The organism is Streptomyces roseochromogenus subsp. oscitans DS 12.976 (genome assembly GCF_000497445.1).
In the GTDB taxonomy this organism is placed as follows: Bacteria; Actinomycetota; Actinomycetes; order Streptomycetales; family Streptomycetaceae; genus Streptomyces; species Streptomyces oscitans.
This window is the reverse complement of the sequence record NZ_CM002285.1, coordinates 1,774,200-1,794,732: the sequence shown is the minus strand read 5'-3', so window position 1 is coordinate 1,794,732 and position 20,533 is coordinate 1,774,200. Positions and strand designations below refer to the sequence as shown.

The window sequence follows — 20,533 nt, the reverse complement described above, 5'->3', positions numbered from 1 at the left end:
TGCGCGATCACTCCGCTTTGCCCGCATTACCGCATCGAGTGATCACATGAACGGGTTTGCGATCTGAGCCCGGCCGCAGGTCAGACAGCTCCAGCGGTCGGCGGGCCTTCCCCGGTGCCACAGGTTGCCCGCGCACGGACCAGCGGAGTCGGCTGATTCCAATCCTGGGGTAACGGCTCGCGGTTTGCGCTGTGTTCACTCGGGGGTAGCTCTCGCGCCATGCGTGACTTAGTGCGGGAGCAGTACTACCGGCATCGCGCCCCGGTCTACGACGAGACCAGCTATCGCGGGGACGAGGTGGTGAACGCCGGGCTGGACCGGGAGACGGCGGAGATCGGGAAGCTGCTCAATACCCTGCCGGAGGGGAGGGCGGCGGATGTCGCCTGCGGAACGGGCGTGTGGACCCAGTTCCTGCGCGGCGACATCGTCGCCCTGGACCAGAGCGCGGAGATGCTGGAGTTGACGCGCGCCCGGGTGCCGCGGGCCCGGCTGGTGCGGGCACTGTTTCCGCCGCTGCCCTTTGCCACAGGCGGCCTGGACCGCATCGTCACGGGCAACTTCTACGGGCTGCTCAGACCGCCTGAGCGGGCCGTCTTCCTCGCCGAAGCGCGGCGTACGGCCCGCGAGCTGATCGTGATCGACCTGCGCAGTGACGGCGACCTGCACGAGGAGCAGACGGAGCTGCGGACCGTCGACGGGACCACCTACCCGATCTTCCGGCGCCGCTTCACCCCCGAAAGCCTGAGCATGGAACTGGACGGTGAACTGATGTACCGCGGGCGCTACTTCCTGGCGGTACGCGCCTGACCAGCGAGGCCCGACGGGTCAGGCAAGTGGTGTCTCAAGCGTGAGCAGATGGGAGCCACCCGCCGCTTCGCCGTCGTCCGGTGCGGCGAACATCCGCAGGGTGCTCCCGTCGATCTCCAGATGGACCGCGTTGTAAGTGACGACGCGGCCGGCAGGAGACAGGGTGGTCACCGGAGCCTCGTGCTCGATCCGGCCCGACTCGGTGTCGACGACAGCGATACCGCCGAGACTGAAGACGCCGGTACCCGCCAGCGGGTACTCGGCGATGCCGGTGCACACCATGTGGCCGCCGCCGGCCGTGACGCAGGTCTGGTAGTCGACGAAGTGGCTCTTGTTGTCGACCCGGTGGACGAGCCGCCCTTCGGTGGTGAAGGTGAGCAGCCGCCGGGATCCCCACGTCACGGCATGCAGCAGGCCGGTCTCGCGGTCGCGGACGATGCCCCCGATGTGGTCGTCGAAGCGGAACGCCTCGGTAACGGCCAGAGTGTCGGGGTCCACGCGGTAGACGATGGAACGGGAGTCGGGCCGGTACTCCGCGGTCGGGACCCAGAGGGATTCACCGTCGAAGTCGATGCCGCCGGGGTGGTAGACCGTGTCCTCGCCCACCGTGACGTGCCCCAGCGCCGCGCCCTCGCTGTCCGTGACGAACACATGCCCGACGCCACGACCAGGCGTGCGGTCGTAGCCGTCCACGGGCCTGTCGTACGGCCTTGTTGCTTCGACGATCTCCGCAGTCGACACGTAGAGTCGATGGTCGTGACCGCGGGTGATGCCCTGGGGGTGGTGGGCGGCGAAGTCGAACGGCACCTTGCCCTGCAGCGTCCACACCGTGCTGCGGGAGAGCTGTCGTACGGCTGTCACAACGGCCTCGTTCGAGTCGTCGCGCCCAGTGATGGCAATACGAGAGTCGTATGGATCGCTCATGACTCCTCAACGACCCCTTCCCAGGCGTGTAACGGGGCCGCGATCACATTCGGCCGCGTTTACCGCGCCCGCGCCGCCTCCGAGAACGCACCTGAAGTGAAGCCTGAGCCCGGCGGTACGGAGAAGCCCCGCCCGGAGTCCATGCCGGACGATGCTGATCCGTCGGGCGATGTCCGGGAGATCAACTGTCCGTCCGCTCACGCAAACCGCCCCGGATGAGATGTCCGAGGCCGATTAGACCCCTCCCTGGGGGAGAAGCCCCAGGTCAGAGCAGTAATGTATTGTGCCCCCGGCAGGATTCGAACCTGCGACACCCGCTTTCGGAGGGGATCCCTTGTTACGGCATAGGGATTCCCCGCGAACTTCCCTGTGGCGACGACCGACAGGTGGCTCGGCGCCGACGCGATGGTCCTCGGTGAAGGTGTTCGAGGGCTCGGTGTCTGGCTTGACGGGCGAGGTCCAGCCGCTCGATCAGGTGAGGAGCTCGAACCAGGATGCGGTCACCGTGCTTGACGACCGCACCGCACCCGACGGCACCCGGTCCGCCGCCGCACGCGCCGGCTCCCCGGGCACCGCCATACTCAGCTCGGCCGACACCTACACCCCCGACCCACACGGTCCACCCTCCAGGGCCTGGCAACTGACGCTCACTGTGGTCCCGTTACGGCTGTACGCCTACGACGGCTCGACGCGGACCAGCAGCCGCCACAGCCGCGTCTGCGGCCCGAACCGATCACCGCGGAAAAACGACGTCGACCGCAGCTCCGCCTCGCCCGCACCGACCGCCCTGACCGTGACCCTTACGGTTCCGTCTGTCGCTTCCGCCGCGACCAGCGTCAAGGGCCCTGTGACCACCTCGACCGGCGTCCACCCGTAGGCAGCTGATCCGTACAGGGTGATGGCGACCTCGTCGTCCACTCGTACATGCAGCGGCGGCGCCGGCGGATCCCCGGGACGATGCCACGTCCATCTGCCTTGCCTCGTCATGTGCCACGCCCGAAAGCTAGCGCGAAACCCCATTACTCGAAGGCAAGAGCCCGGAAGGCGTTCGGGCCCTCATTCGCCGAAGGTTCGGAGGTCCGTGGCGTTTGGCCCGGCGCTGTAGCGGCTCGCGGTGCGGCTCCAGTCGAGGTTGCCGCGGATCCAGTGGGTGATGCCGGTGAAGTAGGCGTCCTTCGCAGCGCTGGGTCAGCCCTGTCGAGCGTTCCTCGGGCCGTTCGTGCCATGGCCGACGAAGGACGGCCGGTACGGCGGGCCACACGGCTGTCCTTCGATGCGGGTCACGAGTGGACTAATTTCGACTCGTTGTCAGTCCGTCCAGGCCATGTTGAGCGACGGTTCGGACGAAGCTATCCGGCTGCGGTCGTGTCAGGCCGTTGTGCCGGGACCAGTGGGACTGTTGCGGAGTGCCGTCCCGGACTGGGGTCTGACTCATGAGATCTATGACCGAAGTGTCCAGTCACTGGCTTGTCGACTGTCGTTGCGGGAGGGCGCCTGCTGGTACCGAGCCACAGGGCGTGTCTCAATAGGGGCCTTGCCGAGTTTCAGGCGCCATCACGGTTCAGACCGCCCGAGCGGGCCGGTGCCGTCCACTCAGCATGTCACCTCGTGGGAGGCGGACCATCATGACGACCCGACAGCGCAGCACCTCCTCGAGCACGGATCCGCCCGTTCGGCGCGAGGTCGTCCTGGGCGTGGACACGCACGGCGAGGTGCATGTCGCCGCCGTGATCTCCCCGCTCGGCAAGGTCCTGGGAACCGAGTCCTTTCCGGCGACGGCGACCGGTTATCGGCAGCTTCTTGTCTGGGCCCGCAAGCGGGGGACGGTGCGCCGGGCCGGCGTGGAGGGCACCGGCACCTTCGGCGCGGGCCTGTCCCGCTACCTGTTGGCCCAGCAAATTCAGGTCTTCGAAGTGAACCGGCCCGACCGGACGGCTCGCCGGCTGCTCGGGAAGTCGGACCCGCTCGACGCTCAGGCCGCCGCGCGAGCCGTGCCCAGCGGACGCACCCGGGCTCAGGCCAAGTCCGGCGACGGCCCCGTGCACAGCGCCCGGATCTACAAACTCGCCAAGGACTCCGCGGTCAAGGCCCGTACCCAGGCGATCAACCAGCTCAAAGCCGTCCTGGTCATCGCCGACCCCGCCCTGCGGGAACGACTGTCCAGCCTCGGCAACGCCGAGCTGTTCCGCACCTGCGCGCGCCTCAGCCCACTCGACAGCGAGGGAGACGAGAACGCGGTGGCCCAGGCCACCCACCTGACGCTACGCATGCTCGCCGAGCGCATCGAACAGCTCACCGCGCAGATCAATGAGCTGAACCAACGCCTGACCCGGCTCGTCGAACACCACGCCCCGCAGCTGCTCGTACCGGTGGGCATCGGCCCGGACAGCGCTGTCACTCTCCTGATCACCACGGGAGACAACCCCGAGCGACTGAACACCGAGGCGTCCTTTGCAGCCCTTTGCGGAGTCAGTCCAATCGAGTACTCCTCTGGGCGGCGAATCACGCGACGGCTCAACCACGGCGGCGACCGGCAGGCGAACGCCGCCCTACACCGCATCGTGTTCACTCGGCTGCGCCATGACCCGCGCACCCGGGCGTACTACGAGCGCCGCACCCAGGATGGCAAGACCCGACGCGAGATCATCCGATGCCTCAAGCGATATGCCGCCCGAGAGGTCTTCAACCTGGTCAGGACGGTATCCAGCGTCCCCCTGTTATAGGGGCATCGTGAGACGTGAGAGGGTCTGGGGCGTGAGTGAGACACCACCGAACACCCTGCAATACCGCTTTGACGGGCCAGAAGACGCTCCGGTCCTGATCTTGGGTCCCTCACTGGGTACCACATGGCACATGTGGGACCGCCAGGTCCCGGAGCTGACCAAGCACTGGCGGGTCTTCCGGTTCGACCTGCCCGGCCACGGCGGCGCCCCCGCCCACCCGGCCGGTTCCGTCGCCGAACTGACCACCCGGCTGCTGGCCACACTGGACTCGCTGGGCGTGCAGCGGTTTGGCTACGCGGGCTGCGCGCTGGGCGGTGCGATCGGCATCGAGCTGGCCCTGCGCCACCCCGAGCGGCTCGCCTCGCTGGCGCTGGTCGCCACCTCGCCCCGGTTCGGGACCGCCGACGAGTTCCGGCAGCGCGGGGTCATCGTCCGCACCAACGGCCTCGACCCGATCGCCCGGACCGCGCCGGACCGCTGGTTCACCGGGGGGTTCGCCGCGGCCCAGCCGGCGATCACCGAGTGGGCGGTGCAGATGGTCCGCACCACCGACCCCGGCTGCTACATCGCCGCCTGTGAGGCGCTCGCCGCATTCGACGTACGGCCCGAGCTGGGCCGGGTCGGCGCGCCGACGCTCGTGCTCGTCGGCTCCGACGACCAGGTCACCGGGCCCGCCGAGGCCCGCACCCTGGTCGCGGGCATACCGGACGCGCGGCTCGCGGTCGTCCCCGGCGCCTCCCACCTGGTCCCGGTCGAGCAGCCGGCGGCCGTCACCGACCTGCTGGTGCACCACTTCTCCACCGCCTGGCAGCAGCCCTACGACACCGGTCAGACGGTCCTGCCGACGGCGTCGGCCCCGCCGGTCCCCGCGGTGGCGCCGCCGCCCGTGCCTCGCGCCGAGATAGCCCCGGTCGCCGTACCCGCGCAGCCGGCCGTGCGGCCCGACCGGTACGAGAGCGGGCTCAAGATCCGCCGGGAGGTGCTGGGCGACGCGTACGTGGACGGGGAGCTGGCGCAGTCCGACGGATTCTCCGGGGACTTCCAGGAGCTCGTCACCCGCTACGCCTGGGGCGAGATATGGGACCGGCCGGGCCTGGACCGCCGTACCCGCAGCTGCATCACGCTGACCGCGCTGGTCGCGGGCGGCCATCTGGAGGAGCTGGCCCTGCATACCCGGGCCGCCCTGCGCAACGGGCTCACCCCGGACGAGATCAAGGAAGTGCTGCTGCAGGCGGCCGTGTACTGCGGGGTGCCGGCCGCACGCAGCGCGTTCCGGGTGGCCCGGCAGGTCATCCGGGAGGAGACCACCCCCTCCGAGTGAGCGGCGCGCCGCCGCGCGCGGCAGGATGGTGTGACATGAAGCTCACGAAGAAGTCCCACGCCTGCGTCCGCCTGGAGAAGAACGGGCAGACCCTCGTCATCGACCCCGGAGGGTTCAGCGAGGAGGACGCCGCGCTCGGCGCGGACGCCATCCTGATCACGCACGAGCACCCGGACCACTTCGACGAGTTCCGGCTCCGGGCCGCCATGGAGAACAACCCGGTGGCCCGGATCTGGACGCTGAGGTCCGTCGCCGACCGGATCACGGCGGCCTTCCCGGGCCGGGTGCACACCGTCGGCCACGGCGACACCTTCACCGCGGCCGGCTTCGACGTGCAGGTCCACGGCGAGCTGCACGCGGTGATCCACCCGGACATCCCGCGTATCACCAACGTCGGCTATCTGATCGACGGCGGCCGGGTCTTCCACCCCGGCGACGCCCTCACCGTCCCCGACCAGCCGGTGGAGACGCTGATGCTCCCGGTGATGGCCCCGTGGAACAAGATCTCCGAGGTCATCGACTACGTCCGGGAGGTGAAGCCGCAGCGCGCCTACGACGTCCACGACGCCCTGCTCACCGACCTCGCCCGCCCGATCTACGACCGCCAGATCGGCGCCCTCGGCGGCACGGACCACCAGCGGCTGACCCCGGGAGCCTCCACCGAGGTGTGAGCCCGCAAGGTGTGAGCCCGGAACCGGTCGCCGAACTCCCGGGCCGGGACACCGGTCCCCGTACTCCGGGCCGGGACCGGTTGTCACACCCTCCGGGTAGGTTGTGAGGCATGCGCATCGCTACCTGGAACGTGAACTCGATCACCGCCCGCCTTCCGAGACTGCTGGCCTGGCTGGAGAGCAGCGGCACCGATGTGCTCTGCCTGCAGGAGGCCAAGGTCGCTGAGGACCAGTTCCCGTCCGACCAGCTGCGCGAGCTGGGATATGAGTCGGCGGTCCACGCGACCGGCCGGTGGAACGGCGTGGCGGTGCTCTCCCGGGTCGGCATCGAGGACGTCGTCAAGGGCCTGCCCGGCGACCCCGGTTTCGACGGCGTGACCGAGCCGCGCGCCCTCTCGGCGACCTGCGGCCCGGTCCGCGTCTGGTCGGTGTACGTGCCGAACGGCCGCGAGGTGGAGCACCCGCACTACGCGTACAAGCTCCAGTGGTTCGAGGCCCTGAAGGCGGCCGTCGCCGGTGACGCCTCCGGCAGCCGCCCGTTCGCCGTGATGGGCGACTACAACGTGGCGCCGACGGACGACGACGTCTATGACATGGCCGCCTTCGAGGGCTCCACCCATGTCACCCCCGCCGAGCGCGCCGCCCTGGCCTCTCTTCGCGAGGCGGGCCTGGACGACGTGGTGCCCCGCCCCCTGAAGTACGACCATCCGTTCACCTACTGGGACTACCGCCAGCTGTGCTTCCCGAAGAACCGCGGCATGCGCATCGACCTGGTGTACGGCAACGAACCGTTCGCGAAGGCCGTCAAGGACGCCTACGTCGACCGCGAGGAGCGCAAGGGCAAGGGTGCCTCCGATCACGCTCCGGTGGTGGTCGACCTCGACGTCTGATGCCACGCTGGGTCCATGAACCTTCCGTTCCTGGGCCACCGGCACAAGAAGAACGGCGACGACGGGGGCGCCCCCGAGGCGGGGGCCCCTCCCGCTCGGGGGAAGCCGAGAGCCGGGGAGCAGGCGAGCGCGGGGGAGCTCCCCTCCGACCCCGAGGGCGTCGCCGCGCTGCTCTCCGAGTGTGAACTGCTCCGTTCGCAGGCGGCTCAGGAGGGTGTCCGCCTCGACGACACCCCGGCCTCCCTGGAGGCCCTGGACCAGCTGGTCCCGCGCTGGCGCGACGACGCCGAGACCCTGCCCTGGCTGGGAAACGACGCGGGGCTGTACCTGGGCACGGTCGTGGTGCGCACGGTGCCCGGCGCCGCCTGGCTGATCCGCCCCGACGGCGAGCCTGTCGTACGACTGGCCTCCGGCCGTGAGATGGAGGTCGCGGGAGCCGGGCGGGACTGGGCCGCCAGCGGTGTCCCCGAGCTGTCCCAGCTGTACGCGGAGATCGCCGAGAACTGAGCAGCCCCCCTGCCCTGACTCCTTGCCCAGCCCCCCGTGGGCGTAAATACGGCTTATGCCCGAAAAGTGCGTGTCGTCCCTCAACTCCGCAACCGTCTGGATAGTTTGCGGCAACCACGACACAGCTGAGAGTGAGTGGGGCTGCGTATGGCCGTCGATCCGTTGATCGAGCTGCAGGGCGTCAACAAGTACTACGGAGAGCTGCACGTCCTCAGGGACATCGACCTCACCGTCGGCAAGGCAGAGGTGGTCGTGGTCGTCGGCCCGTCGGGGTCAGGCAAGTCCACCCTGTGCAGGACGATCAACCGGCTGGAGACCATCCAGTCCGGCACCATCACGCTCGACGGGCAGCCGCTGCCCGAGGAGGGAAGGGCCCTCGCCCGGCTGCGCGCCGAGGTCGGCATGGTCTTCCAGTCCTTCAACCTCTTCGCCCACAAGACGGTCCTGCAGAACGTCTCCCTCGCCCAGGTCAAGGTACGAAGACGCGGGAAGGACGAGGCCGACCGCCGGTCCCGGGAACTCCTCGAACGGGTCGGCCTCCTCACGCACGCCGGAAAGTACCCCGCCCAGCTGTCCGGCGGCCAGCAGCAGAGAGTGGCCATCGCCCGCGCCCTCGCCATGGAACCCAAGGCGATGCTCTTCGACGAACCCACCTCCGCCCTCGACCCGGAGATGATCAACGAGGTGCTGGAGGTCATGCGGCAGCTCGCCCGCGACGGCATGACCATGGTCGTCGTCACCCACGAGATGGGCTTCGCCCGCGCCTCCGCCAACCGGGTCGTCTTCATGGCCGACGGCCGGATCGTCGAGGACCGCGCCCCGGAGGAGTTCTTCGCTCACCCGCGCAGCGAGCGCGCCAAGGACTTCCTCTCCAAGATCCTCAAGCACTGAGCGGGGGAGTGCGACCCATGTTCCGTACCACCCGTGTGCCCCTCGCCCTCTGCTCCCTCCTCGCGCTGCTCGCCGGCGCCTGCGGCAAGGAGGGCAGCCCGCCGGGCAAGGGCCCGGCGGCCGACAAGCTCCCGCACTACCAGGTGGCCCAGGGCTACCGCCTGCCCGCGTCCGACACCTGGCAGCGGGCGAAGCGGCGCGGCTACTTCGTCGTCGGCGCCAAGGAGGACCAGCCCTACCTCGGCGAGAAGGACCCGGCGACCGGCACTTACTCCGGCTTCGACATCGAGATCGCCAAGATGATGTCCGCCTCCCTCGGCTTCCCGCCGCGGACGCTCCGCTTCCGCACCATCGCCTCCGCCAACCGCGAGACCGCCCTGCAGAACGGCCAGATCGACTACTACGTCGGCACCTACACCATCAACGCCAACCGCAAGAAGCTCGTCGGCTTCGCCGGCCCCTACTACCTGGCCGGCCAGTCCCTGCTGGTCCGCAAGGACGAGAACGACATCCACGGCCCCCGGGACCTCGACGGTAAACGCGTCTGCTCGGCGGCCGGTTCGACGCCGTACCAGCGCATCACGGCCGACTACCCGAAGGCGATCCCGGTCGCCTACGACACCTACTCCGTCTGCGTCGACAACCTCCTCACCTACCAGGTCGACGCAGTCACCACCGACGACGCCATCCTCATCGGTTATGCGGCCAAGGCCCCCGGCGAACTCAAGGTCGTCGGCAGACCCTTCTCCAAGGAGCCGTACGGCATCGGCGTCCCGCACGCCGACAGCGCCCTGCGGTTCGCCCTCGACGACGCCCTGGAGGCCCGGGAGAAGAACGGCGACTGGAAGACGGCGTACGAGGCCACGCTCGGCCTGTCCGGCGTGCCCGCCCCGAACCCGCCCGCGATCGACCGCTATCCGGCGAGCTGACGAGGACGGCATGAACGTACTGACAGACAACTTCACCGCCTACCGGGAAGGTTTCCTCGGCACGGTCGAACTGACCGTCTACTCCTCCCTGTTGGCCCTCGTCCTGGGCTTCGTGACGGCGTCCTTCCGGGTCGCGCCCATCGGCTCGCTGCGCGTCTTCGGCACGGTGTGGGTCACCGTGCTGCGCAACACCCCGCTCACCCTGCTCTTCTTCGCGGTGCTGCTCGGACTGCCGAGGTTCGGACTCGTGCTGCCCTTCAAGGTGTTCGCGGTCCTCGCCCTGGGCTGCTACACCTCGGCGTTCATCTGCGAGGCGCTGCGCTCCGGCATCAACACCGTGCCCAAGGGGCAGGGCGAGGCGGCCCGCAGCCTCGGCATGACCTTCGGCCAGACGCTGAGCCTGGTCGTCCTGCCGCAGGCCTTCCGCTCGGTGATCCCGCCGATCGGCTCCACCCTCATCGCGCTCGCCAAGAACTCCGCCATCGCGGGCGCGTTCAGCGTCACCGAACTGCTCGGCACCTACAAGACCCTCAACGAACTCGGCTACAACATCGTCTGGACCTTCGTCTGGATCGCCCTCGGCTACCTGGTCATCACGCTCGCCATCAGCGCGCTGTTCCATGTGCTGGAGCGCACCTCGGGAATCGCCCGATGACCGACACCACCGCCCTCTACGACGTTCCCGGACCCCGCACCCGGCAGCGGCACCGCCGCTACGGCGTCCTCGCAGTCGCCGTCCTCCTCGGCCTGATCGCCTGGGTGCTGTATCTCCTCTTCGACACCGAGCAGTTCACTTACACCAAGTGGATGCCGTTCGAGTACAAGGGCATCCAGGAACTGCTGCTGCGCGGCCTCGGCAACACGCTCAAGGCCTTCGGTATCGCCGCCGTGCTCTCCCTGGCCCTGGGCGGAGTGCTGGCCGTCGGCCGGCTGTCGGACCACCGGACCGTGCGCTGGCCGGCCACGCTCGTCGTGGAGTTCTTCCGTGCCATGCCCGTGCTGGTGATGATCTTCTTCATCTTCGTGGCGCTGAAGGTCCAGCCACTGCCCGCGCTGGTCGCCGGACTCACCCTCTACAACGGCTCGGTGCTCGCCGAGGTCTTCCGCTCCGGGGTGAACGCCGTCGAACGCGGCCAGCGCGAGGCCGCGTTCGCGCTCGGTATGCGCAAGACGCAGGTCATGGCGCACGTCCTCGTCCCACAGGCGGTACGCGCCATGCTGCCCGCCATCATCAGCCAGTTGGTGGTCGCCCTGAAGGACACCTCCCTCGGCTACCTCATCACCTACGAGGAGTTCCTCCATGCCGGGAAGCTCATCGCCTCCAACCTCGACTACGATTTGCCGTTCATCCCTGTGGTGATGGTGATCTCGCCGATCTACATCGGGATGTGCATGCTGCTCTCGTGGTTCGCCGGCTGGGTGTCCCGCCGTGAGCAGCGCAGCCCCAAGACCGAGGCCGTGACAGTCGCCACGGCCGGGCCTGGGGCACTGCTGCCGGGTGGAGAGCCGCCCATGGCCCCGAAACCCTAGGGGCGGCAGTTTTCGGGCCAGGCTCGTCCGGCGGCAGCCGGAGATCACTGCTCGCGCACGGGGACGGACACGTACGACGGGTCGTCCGAGGGCGAGGAGAAGGTCAGCTGCGCGCCGGACGGGTTGTGCTCGATGTACAGCGGGTCGACCGTGTCGACCACGACGGCGAGGCGGTGCCCGGCGGGAACGTCGTAGGCCGTGGAGAACAGGTCCAGGTCGACGTCGAACGGCTCGCCGGGCGTCCGCCCGTGCCAGGTGTACGGGGCGTGGGTGACCAGCTTGCCGAGGCCGAGAGGCCCGACGTCGTAGAGATAGGCGACGAGGGTGCCGCTCTCGGCGGTCGGGGTGAGGGTGGTGTGCAGGGTGGCCGTGCCGCGCACCTGCTGGGCGGTGTCGTACCGCTCCGACTGCCATACGGCCGCCCAGCGGCGCGGCAGCAGCGGGATGGAGGCCATGGGCGGCAGCTGGGCGATCTGGTCGAGGATGCTGGACAGGAAGACGATCCCGCCGTCCGCGCCGGAGTCGACGCCTGCGTGGATGGTGGTGGAGTCGGCGAGCGCGATCTTCCGGCGCGCGGCGCCGACCGACTTCCAGTCCGGGTAGCCCTCGTATCCCCCCGCGCTACGGGACTCCAGCTGGACCGGCTGCTCGCGGTCGATGCCGTTGCCGGCGCCCCTCAGATAGTGGTCGAACCAGCGCTCGGTGTCCGTCCAGACGTCGTTGGGCAGCCCGAACAGGCCGGTCAGCTCGGCGGTGGCGTGGTCTCCGGGGCGCAGCTCCAGGCGCTTGGGCACCTTGAGCTTCTGGTAGAAGTCGGCGTACTGGTTCGCCGGGAAGATGGTGTCGCCCCAGGCGTTGGCGAGCATGACGGCCGCGCCGTTCTTGTTCAACTGGTCGACATAGGTCGCGGCGGAACGTTTCCGCCCCCAGTCGATCATCTCCTGTTCCTTGGACAGGTTCGACGAGTACAGGTTGTCGAAGATCTCCCGCAGTTCGGGGCTCTCCCGGCCGGTGAGGGTGGCCGCGCCGTCCAGCACGCCGAGCGCCTGGACGTGCTGGGTGCGGCCCGAGTAGATCGAGGCGACCAGGTCCGCCCAGCCGCTGAGCGCCGCCACGGCCTTGATCCGCTTGTCGTGCGCGGCGGCGAGCAGACTGATCCCGGCGCCGTACGACACCCCCGCCATGCCGACGTGCGCCGGATCGGCCGGAGTGTGCGCGAGGGCCCAGTCGATGACCTTGGAGGCGTCCGCTATGTCCGGCGGACCGGCCACTTCTATCTGGCCGCCGGACTGCCAGAAACCGCGCACGTTGTAGGTGAGCACCACATAGCCGTCGTCGGCGAGCTTCTGCGCCTGCGCCAGATACTCCACCTGGGGAAGGGACCAGCTCGTGGGCAGCACGATGAGCGGGTAGTGGTGCGAGCCGTCCGCGCCGGCGGGTGTGACGACGTTCGCCTTCAGTACGGTGCCGCCGTCGCCGGTGATGTCGACGAAACGGACGGACGGGACGGCGGCCTGGGCGGCGGGCGCCAGACCGACGACGGTACCGGCGATCAGCGCCGCCGAGACGGCTCCGGCGGCTGCGGTGCGCAGAGGGGCGCGACCATGTCCCATGGGTCACTCCTTCACTCGTCAACAGTGCAAAGTGACCCGACGGTAACCGTGGCCCCTTACCGCAAGTAACCCGTGGGTAAGTTACGTACCGGTAAAGATTGTTGAACCGCTAAGCGGCCGTGTCGGCGGAGGCCGTCTCCGGAAGCGGCGCCCGCGCCGCCCGTGTCACGTCCGCCACCAGCTCGACCACATCCGGGCCGTACGCCTGCGAGTTGACCACCTTCAGCAGCAGGACGAAGGAACCGGTGCCGTACTTGCGGTGCAGCCGTTCGTGGTGGCGGGCGAGATAGCGGGTCGCGGCCTGGTTGTCGACGGCCCGCTGACCGCAGAAGAGGAACACCGGGCGGGAGTCCTCCTGTTCGTCGGCGGTGAGCCGGGCGAGCAGGACGTATTCGCTCCGGCCGCGTTCCATGCGGTAGTGCTCCCCGCCGATCCGGAACGTGCCCCGCTCCGCCACCGGTTCGGTGTCCGTGTTGACCCACACGCCCGGCAGCATTGAGGAGAGGTGGGCCGCCGTCCGGCGGTTCGAGTAGGGCCCGCCGACGCAGAACTCCGTCCGCTCGCCGAAGCCCTGCTGGGTCGCGTCGTGCGCCACGACCTGGGCGCGCGCGTGGCAGTCCTTGATCAGGGCGGAGAGTTCCAGCAGGGCGAACACGTCGTAGCGCTTCACCGACAGCTCCGGGCCGCCTGCCGCGCGGTTGACCACGAGCATCGACTCGGAGTGGTCCGGCAGTCCGAAGAACGCCTGCTTGCGCCGCAGCTTGCGGCGCCACAGATACGTACGGGCGAGCCAGCCGAGCGAGGCCGAGATTCCCGTCGCCACCAGGCCCAGGACGATGTTGCGCACGTCGTCGTTCATGGCCGCGCATGCTAGCGGGCCCGGACGACGGCTACGTACCGGTGTTCGACGTGTGACGTTCGTGTGGCGGGACACCGAGGCGTACTGTCGGTATGACGATGCTCTGGTTACGCTGCGCGGACTGTCCCGACGGGAGGTTCGGATGGATCGTCCTGGCATGCGGAAACTGGCCGTTCTGGCGGTCTCGGCCGCCATGGTGTCGGTGGGGGCGGCGGCGCCACCCGCCGCTACAACGAGCGAGAAGGTCACCAAGGTTCCCGTGGCGGTGGGCTACGGCGGCGCGGTCGCCAGCGTCGACGCCGACGCCTCCGCCGCCGGCATCGAGGTCCTCCGGCACGGCGGCAACGCGGTCGACGCGGCCGTCGCCACCGCCGCCGCGCTCGGCGTCACCGAGCCCTACTCCTCCGGCATCGGCGGAGGCGGCTACTTCGTCTACTACGACGCCAAGTCCCGCACGGTGCACACCATCGACGGCCGTGAGACGGCGCCGCTCAGCGCCGACTCCGACCTGTTCGTGGAGAACGGCAAGCCGCTCGCCTTCGCCGACGCCGTCAGCAGCGGCCTGAGCGTGGGCACCCCGGGTACGCCCGCCACCTGGCAGACCGCGCTGGACGCATGGGGCAGCGAACGGCTCGGCACGGTCCTCAAGCCCGCCGAGCGGATCGCCCGCGACGGCTTCACCGTGGACGACACCTTCCGCTCGCAGACCGCGTCCAACGAAACCCGGTTCCGCTACTTCCCGGACACCGCGAAGCTGTTCCTGCCGAACGGGCAGCTGCCCGTCGTGGGCTCCACCTTCAAGAACCCCGAACTGGCCCGCACCTATGAGGAGTTGGCCCGAGAGGGCACCGATGCCGTCTACCGCGGGGACATCGGCGACGCCATCGTCAAGACCGTCGAACACCCGCCCGTGGACCCCGCGTCCGGCTGGAGAGCCCGCCCCGGCAAGCTGGCCGAGAAAGACCTCGCCGTCTACCGGGCCAAGTTCCAGGCGCCCACCAGGACGTCGTACCGGGGCCTGAACGTGTACTCCATCGCCCCCTCCTCCTCCGGCGGCACCACGGTCGGGGAGGCGCTCAACATCCTGGAGAAGACCGACCTTTCGAAGGCGAGCGAGGTCCAGTATCTGCACCATTTCATCGAGGCCAGCCGGATCGCCTTTGCCGACCGAGGGCGCTGGGTCGGCGACCCCGCCTTCGAGGACGTACCGACCAGGCAGCTGCTGTCGCAGCGGTACGCCGACTCGCGCGCCTGCCTGATCAAGGACGACGCGGTCCTCACCAGCCCGCTCGCCCCTGGCGACCCGCGCCACCCGGCAGCCTGCGGCAAGGGCGGTACGACGGCCCCGACCACGTACGAGGGCGACAACACCACGCATCTGACCGTGGCCGACAAGTGGGGCAACGTCGTCTCCTACACGCTCACCATCGAGCAGACCGGCGGCAGCGCCATCACCGTGCCCGGCCGGGGCTTCCTGCTCAACAACGAGCTGACCGACTTCTCCTTCACCCCGGCCAACCCGGCCGTGCACGACCCGAACCTGCCCGGCCCGGGCAAGCGGCCCCGCTCCTCGATCTCCCCGACGATCGTGCTGGACCGGCACAACCGGCCGGTCGTGGCGCTCGGTTCGCCCGGCGGGGCCACGATCATCACCACCGTGCTGCAGACCCTCACCGAGTTCCTGGACCGGCATCTGCCGCTGGTCGACGCCATCGCCGCGCCGCGCGCGAGCCAGCGCAACGCGGCCAAGACCGAACTCGAACCCGCCCTCTACAACAGCGACCTGAGGAAACAGCTGGAGGCCATCGGGCACTCCTTCTCGCTCAACCCCGAGATCGGCGCGGCGACCGGCGTGCAACGGCTGCCGGGCGGGAAGTGGCTGGCAGCCGCAGAGAAGGTACGGCGCGGGGGCGGCTCGGCGATGGTGGTGGACCCGGAGCCGTAACCTTCACTGTTCGGGCGCGGGCGGCTGGGACTCCTGCGCGCGGGCGTCCTGTGCCGGGGCCTCCTGTGCACGGGCGCCCTGCGCCGGGGCGTCCGTGTGGAAGTCCAGCCGTCCGTCCCGGACGTCCACCGTCACCCGGCCGCCCTCGGAGATCGATCCGTTCAGCAGGCGCCTCGACAGCTGGTTGTCGACCTCCCGCTGAATGGTGCGGCGCAGCGGCCGGGCGCCGTACTCCGGCTGATAGCCGCGCTCGGCCAGCCAGTCGACGGCCGCGTCCGTGAACTCCACCGAGACGCCCTGCCCGTCCAGCAGCCGCCGGGTGCCCTCCAGCAACAGGCCGGTGATCTGCCGCAGTTGCTCGCTCGTCAGCTGCCGGAAGGCCACGATCTCATCGATGCGGTTGAGGAACTCCGGCCGGAAGTGCTCGCGCAGCGGCCGGAGGATCCGCTCGCGCCGCGCCTCCTCGTCCGCCTCCGCGCCACCCGGCCCGAACCCGATCCCGGCACCGCGCCGGGTGATCGCCTCCGAGCCGAGGTTGCTGGTCATCACGATGACCGTGTTGGTGAAGTCCACCGTCCGGCCCTGGGAGTCGGTCAGCCGGCCGTCGTCCAGGACCTGCAGCAGGATGTTGAAGACGTCCGGGTGCGCCTTCTCCACCTCGTCGAGCAGGAGCAGCGAGTACGGGTGCCGGCGCACCACCTCGGTGAGCTGGCCCGCCTCCTCGTGGCCGACGTATCCGGGCGGGGCGCCGACCAGCCGGGAGACGGTGTGCCGCTCCTGGTACTCGCTCATGTCGAGACGGACCATGCGGTCCTCGCTGCCGAACAGCGCCTCGGCGAGCGCCCGGGCCAGTTCGGTCTTGCCGACGCCGGTCGGGCCGAGGAAGAGGAAGCTGCCGATCGGCCGGTTCGGGCTCGCGAGCCCCGCGCGGGAGCGCAGTACGGCTTCGGAGACCACGGCGACGGCCTCCTGCTGGCCGACCACCCGCTGGTGCAGATGGTGCTCCAGATCGAGCAGCCGTTCCTTCTCCTCCTGGGTGAGCCGGCTGACCGGGATGCCGGTCTGCCGGGACACCACCTCGGCGATGGCCTCCCCGGTCACCTCCAGGTCCAGCCCCTCGTCGGCCTTCTCGTCGCCGCTCGCCTCGGCGATCCGCTGCTTCAGCTCGCCGATCCGGTCGCGCAGCTCCTTGGCCTTGTCGTAGTCCTCGGCCGCGACCGCCTGGTCCTTGTCCCGGACCAGTTGCTCGGTCTCACGCTCCATCGCGCGTACGTCCGTGCCCTTGGTCCGCGCGCCGAGCCGTACCCGGGCGCCCGCCTGGTCGATCAGGTCGATGGCCTTGTCCGGCAGCCGCCGGTCGGTGAGATACCGGTCGGACAGCTCCACGGCCGCGACGAGCGCCTCGTCGGTGTAGCGGACCTGGTGGTGGGCCTCGTAGCGGTCGCGCAGCCCGCGCAGGATCTCGACGGTGTCCTCGGTCGTCGGCTCGGGCACCAGGATCGGCTGGAACCGGCGGGCCAGCGCCGCGTCCTTCTCGATCCGGCGGAACTCCTCCAGCGTGGTCGCGCCCACGATGTGCAGCTCGCCCCTGGCGAGGGCGGGCTTGAGGATGTTGCCGGCGTCCATCGCGCCGCCCTCGCCGCCGGAACCCGCGCCCACGACGGTGTGCAGCTCGTCGATGAACACGATCAGCTTGTCCGAGTGGGCGCGGATCTCCTCCACGATGTTGTTCAGGCGCTCCTCGAAGTCGCCCCGGTAGCGGGTGCCGGCGACGACACCGGTCAGGTCCAGGGCGACGACCCGGCGGCCCGCCAGGACGTCCGGGACCTCTCCGTCCGCGATGCGCTGGGCGAGGCCCTCGACGATGGCCGTCTTGCCGACGCCCGCGTCGCCGATGAGAACGGGATTGTTCTTCCCGCGCCGGGACAGGACTTCGATGGTCTGCTCGATCTCGCTGTCCCGGCCGATGACCGGGTCGATCCGGTCCTGCCGGGCCAGGTCGGTCAGATCGCGGCCGTACTTGTCCAGTGTGGGTGTGCCGGTGGCGCGCTGCCGCTCCACCACGCGGACCGGGACCGGTGTGCCCTCCGGGGTCTCGGACGGCAGGGCGCCGGCCGGGAAACGGGCCGCGTGCAAGATGTGCCCGGCCGCCGAGTCCGGGTTGGCGGCCAGCGCGCTCAGCACGTGTTCCGGGCCGATGTACCCGGCGCCGCTCGCCCGCGCCAGGTCGTGCGCGTCCAGCAGGGCGCGCTTGACGGCGGGCGTCAGCGACAGCGAGGTGGGCGGCGGCGCCTCGCCTGGCGGGTGCTGGACCGGGCCGGCGCGGCCGTCGATCTCCGTCGCGAGCGAGTCCGGATCCGCGCCGGCCCGGCTCAGCAGGCTCCGGGTGGGCTCGGCCGCCACGGCAGCGCGCAGCAGATGCTGGGTGTCCAGGTCCCGGCTGCCGTGCTCGGCGGCGTACTGGGCGGCCCCTCTGACCAGCTCCCGGGCCGGCTGGCTGAGCAGGCGGCCGATGTCGATATGGCGAGGGGCTCCGCCCGTGGCTCCGCCGGTTCCGCCGAAAAAGCGCCCCAGGAATTCACCGAAGGGGTCAGGAGGGTAGCCGTTGGTCATGGCGAGATTCCTTCGCTGACGACTGGCTCCGCCGGGTAACCGGGTGGGGGCTGTTCATGCCCACGATGACACGATCCGGTGGGGTGGGCATGTTCGCCCCATGGGGCTGGCCGGTCTGTCGCCGCTCGGTAGGAACCCTTGGACCAGTCTCCGTGATCGACATGGGCTCGATGGCTAGGACCATGCCGGGACGGAGCGGAAGTCCTCGGCCGGGGCGGCCCTCGTTCGGGACCTCGGGGTCCTCTGCATGTGGCGGCACACGCCGTGGCCGCCGAAGCCGTGCGGGATGCCGCGGCAGGCCGTACGGCAGACCGGCCGACGGCGTGGGCGATGTCGCCGATACGGTTGCCGGCGACGGCCGCGATGCCGGCCGCCGGCGCCCGCTCGGCCGTCTCGATCAGGCGCGGGTCCGCCGGGCGGGCTCGGCCCACCGTGAGCCGGTACCCGGAGGGGGTGCCGTGCACGATGGCGTCGTTCACGGAGGCGCAGGTGACTGCGGGGCTACGGCCGCGACAATAACTATACCGGTATTTTAATGGGCAGTGTGAGTGAGGGGTGGTATTAAAATGACTGGCATGGTGCGCACCCCTCTCACCCCCGAAGAACGCGAACGCGGCCAGCGGCTCGGGCAGTTGCTGCGCAAGGCGCGCGGTGGCCGGAGCATGGTCGAGGTCGCCGCGCAGGCGGGCATCTCCGCCGAGACGCTGCGTAAGATCGAGACCGGCCGGGCGCCGACACCCGCGTTCTTCACCGTGGCCGCGCTGGCCGGGGCCCTCGGGCTGTCGATGGACGAGCTGGTCACGCGGTGTTCGCTCGTGGCCGTATGAGGCGCCGGGTCCGCGCAGCGGCCGGGGTCCCGCGCTGAGCTGTCCGCGCACTGCCGGAAAACTCTCTGTAGCAGAGCCGTAACACGGCTGGTGTTGCCTGGGCGGGCGAGAGTGCCGGCGGCCGGGTGGGAGCTGAGCGATGGCCTTGGATCAACTCCCCGGTGGGGTACGGGAGTTCGCGAGCTATCTGGACGGTCTGCTGGCACGCCTGGACCAGGGCGGAGGCTGGAGCGGGGTCTTCTGGCAGCGCGACCCCGACGGCATGCGGGCCTGCCTGGACGGGCGCGAGGTGCCGCCGTGGGACGTGGTGGAGGCGCTGCTGGAGGATCTCGCGGGTGTGTACGGCCCCGCGGCCGCCACGGCCGAGCGGGAACGCGCCCGCGCGCTGCACCGGGCCGCGCTCATCGCGTACGACGCCCGGCCCGGCGCGCGGGACGTCCTGGTCGACCGCCTCGACGCGATGCTCCGCGAACAGCGCTACGCGGTGGAGCGCCAGGCCGAACTGATCCGCCTGCTCTCCGCTCCCGCCTCCCCTGAAGGCGCCGATTCCCTCCGCCTCGACCTCGCCTGGGCCCAGGACGACCACACACGCGCCACCGCACGCTGCGCGGAACTCCGTGGCCGCTTGGCGGAACTGGAGCGCCGGGAGGAACCCTGGCCTACCGCCCCCGCCCCCGATACCGCTCGCCAGGCCGCCGAGCCCTTCCGCACGCCCGCCCCCACCACAAGCCGCCCCACCCCGGGCCGCCCCTCCCTGCCCGACGCCATCGCCGCCCCCGCCGAGAACCCACACGCGGTGACGCCCTCCCCGGCCCCCTATGCCGACTCTGCTCGGGCCCCGCGTGCCGCCGTGTCTGGTCGCGCCCCGCATGGTGTCGGTCCCGCTGGGGGCTCGCGTGTGGGCGCGTCTGCCCGGTCCCGGGATGCCGACAGCCCCACTGGGGTCCCGTATGGCGATGGCTCGGCTCGGGCCCCGCGTGCCGCCGTGTCTGGTCGCGCTCCGGATCTCGATGGGCCCGCTGGCGCTCGGCGATCCGGCTCGTCCGCTCCGGTCCCGCAGGGCGTGACATCCGTCGGGCGGCCGTATGTTGATGGCTCCGCTGCGGCCCCGCATGGTGTCGGTCCCGCTGGGGGCCCGCGTGCGGGCGCGTCTGCCCGGTCGCGGGATGCCGACAGCCCCACTGAGGTCCCGTATGCCGCCACGCCCCCTCCAGTCCCGTATCCCCTAACCCCCGCTCCCGAAGCCGCCCCCTCCACACCCCGTACCCCCCGAGCGGCCGCACCCCCCGCGGCAGCCCCAGCCCCCGAGTCGCCTCCGCCCGCCGACCCCGTCAAGCCCCGCAAGCGTCGGCGTGGGAGTGCGCGGTTCGCCGGGATGGCGGAGGGCGGTGCCGAGGCTGTCGTCGTGCCGCAGGCCGCCCTGCCGGACACCCCGGACATGCCCGGGCGCCGTACCCCGCGTGGGGCCCGGTTCGCCGGGGCC

At 70.3% G+C, this 20,533-nt stretch carries 17 protein-coding genes and 2 pseudogenes; 13 read left to right on the top strand and 6 right to left on the bottom strand.

Annotated features, from left to right (window positions below):
- Positions 1-219: 219 nt before the first annotated feature.
- Positions 220-807 (top strand): class I SAM-dependent methyltransferase, encoded by a 588-nt coding sequence (locus tag M878_RS57865; protein WP_078630218.1) that lies wholly within the window; start codon positions 220-222, stop codon positions 805-807.
- 18 nt (positions 808-825) lie between these two features.
- On the opposite strand, the gene M878_RS57860 is transcribed toward M878_RS57865, so the two are convergent.
- Both M878_RS57860 and M878_RS97385 read right to left on the bottom strand, forming a co-directional pair.
- The gene (locus M878_RS57860) at positions 826-1,731 is read right to left on the bottom strand and encodes a DUF6454 family protein (RefSeq protein ID WP_031224503.1); all 906 of its coding nucleotides are present in this window, start codon (positions 1,729-1,731) and stop codon (positions 826-828) included.
- 675 nt (positions 1,732-2,406) lie between these two features.
- Positions 2,407-2,649: a hypothetical protein gene (locus M878_RS97385; protein WP_158692660.1), complete on the bottom strand. Its 243-nt coding sequence runs from the start codon at positions 2,647-2,649 to the stop codon at positions 2,407-2,409.
- Positions 2,650-3,356: 707 nt separating this feature from the next.
- Between M878_RS97385 and M878_RS57850 the strand changes: the two genes are divergently transcribed.
- From M878_RS57850 to M878_RS57810, 9 genes are all read left to right on the top strand, one after another.
- On the top strand, positions 3,357-4,454 hold the full coding sequence (locus tag M878_RS57850) for an IS110 family RNA-guided transposase (RefSeq protein WP_023545653.1): 1,098 nt from the start codon (positions 3,357-3,359) through the stop codon (positions 4,452-4,454).
- A gap of 31 nt (positions 4,455-4,485) precedes the next feature.
- Positions 4,486-5,775: a bifunctional 3-oxoadipate enol-lactonase/4-carboxymuconolactone decarboxylase PcaDC gene (gene pcaDC / locus M878_RS57845; RefSeq protein WP_031224502.1), complete on the top strand. Its 1,290-nt coding sequence runs from the start codon at positions 4,486-4,488 to the stop codon at positions 5,773-5,775.
- A 35-nt stretch (positions 5,776-5,810) separates the two neighbouring features.
- Entirely contained in the window at positions 5,811-6,446 is a 636-nt protein-coding gene (locus tag M878_RS57840; protein WP_023545651.1) for an MBL fold metallo-hydrolase, read from the top strand.
- A gap of 110 nt (positions 6,447-6,556) precedes the next feature.
- Positions 6,557-7,336: an exodeoxyribonuclease III gene (locus M878_RS57835; RefSeq protein WP_023545650.1), complete on the top strand. Its 780-nt coding sequence runs from the start codon at positions 6,557-6,559 to the stop codon at positions 7,334-7,336.
- Between the two features lie 15 nt (positions 7,337-7,351).
- Positions 7,352-7,843: a DUF6278 family protein gene (locus M878_RS57830; protein WP_023545649.1), complete on the top strand. Its 492-nt coding sequence runs from the start codon at positions 7,352-7,354 to the stop codon at positions 7,841-7,843.
- Positions 7,844-7,990: 147 nt separating this feature from the next.
- Complete coding sequence (locus M878_RS57825) at positions 7,991-8,734, top strand: amino acid ABC transporter ATP-binding protein (protein ID WP_023545648.1); 744 nt, start codon at positions 7,991-7,993, stop codon at positions 8,732-8,734.
- Positions 8,735-8,751: 17 nt separating this feature from the next.
- The gene (locus tag M878_RS57820; protein ID WP_023545647.1) at positions 8,752-9,663 is read left to right on the top strand and encodes a glutamate ABC transporter substrate-binding protein; all 912 of its coding nucleotides are present in this window, start codon (positions 8,752-8,754) and stop codon (positions 9,661-9,663) included.
- A gap of 10 nt (positions 9,664-9,673) precedes the next feature.
- Complete coding sequence (locus M878_RS57815; protein WP_023545646.1) at positions 9,674-10,318, top strand: amino acid ABC transporter permease; 645 nt, start codon at positions 9,674-9,676, stop codon at positions 10,316-10,318.
- Positions 10,315-11,193: an amino acid ABC transporter permease gene (locus tag M878_RS57810; protein ID WP_023545645.1), complete on the top strand. Its 879-nt coding sequence runs from the start codon at positions 10,315-10,317 to the stop codon at positions 11,191-11,193. The genes M878_RS57815 and M878_RS57810 overlap by 4 nt, the downstream gene beginning before the upstream one ends.
- 44 nt (positions 11,194-11,237) lie before the next feature.
- Here M878_RS57810 and M878_RS57805 read toward each other — a convergent pair whose 3' ends face one another.
- Positions 11,238-12,806, bottom strand: a complete 1,569-nt coding sequence (locus M878_RS57805) for a CocE/NonD family hydrolase (RefSeq protein ID WP_023545644.1) — start codon at positions 12,804-12,806, stop codon at positions 11,238-11,240.
- 109 nt (positions 12,807-12,915) lie between these two features.
- Positions 12,916-13,665 (bottom strand): hypothetical protein, encoded by a 750-nt coding sequence (locus M878_RS57800; protein WP_031224500.1) that lies wholly within the window; start codon positions 13,663-13,665, stop codon positions 12,916-12,918.
- Positions 13,666-13,807: 142 nt separating this feature from the next.
- Between M878_RS57800 and ggt the strand changes: the two genes are divergently transcribed.
- On the top strand, positions 13,808-15,610 hold the full coding sequence (ggt, locus tag M878_RS57795) for a gamma-glutamyltransferase (RefSeq protein ID WP_031224498.1): 1,803 nt from the start codon (positions 13,808-13,810) through the stop codon (positions 15,608-15,610).
- A gap of 3 nt (positions 15,611-15,613) precedes the next feature.
- On the opposite strand, the gene M878_RS57790 is transcribed toward ggt, so the two are convergent.
- Both M878_RS57790 and M878_RS99595 read right to left on the bottom strand, forming a co-directional pair.
- Positions 15,614-18,223: an ATP-dependent Clp protease ATP-binding subunit gene (locus tag M878_RS57790; RefSeq protein ID WP_023545641.1), complete on the bottom strand. Its 2,610-nt coding sequence runs from the start codon at positions 18,221-18,223 to the stop codon at positions 15,614-15,616.
- Positions 18,201-18,759, bottom strand: a pseudogene (locus tag M878_RS99595) (M24 family metallopeptidase); the annotation flags it as partial. The gene M878_RS57790 and the pseudogene M878_RS99595, both read right to left, overlap by 23 nt.
- 39 nt (positions 18,760-18,798) lie before the next feature.
- Here M878_RS99595 and M878_RS57785 point away from each other — a divergent pair.
- On the top strand, positions 18,799-19,050 hold the full coding sequence (locus tag M878_RS57785) for a helix-turn-helix domain-containing protein (protein ID WP_023545640.1): 252 nt from the start codon (positions 18,799-18,801) through the stop codon (positions 19,048-19,050).
- A 139-nt stretch (positions 19,051-19,189) separates the two neighbouring features.
- Positions 19,190-20,533, top strand: a pseudogene (locus tag M878_RS98850) (hypothetical protein); the annotation flags it as partial.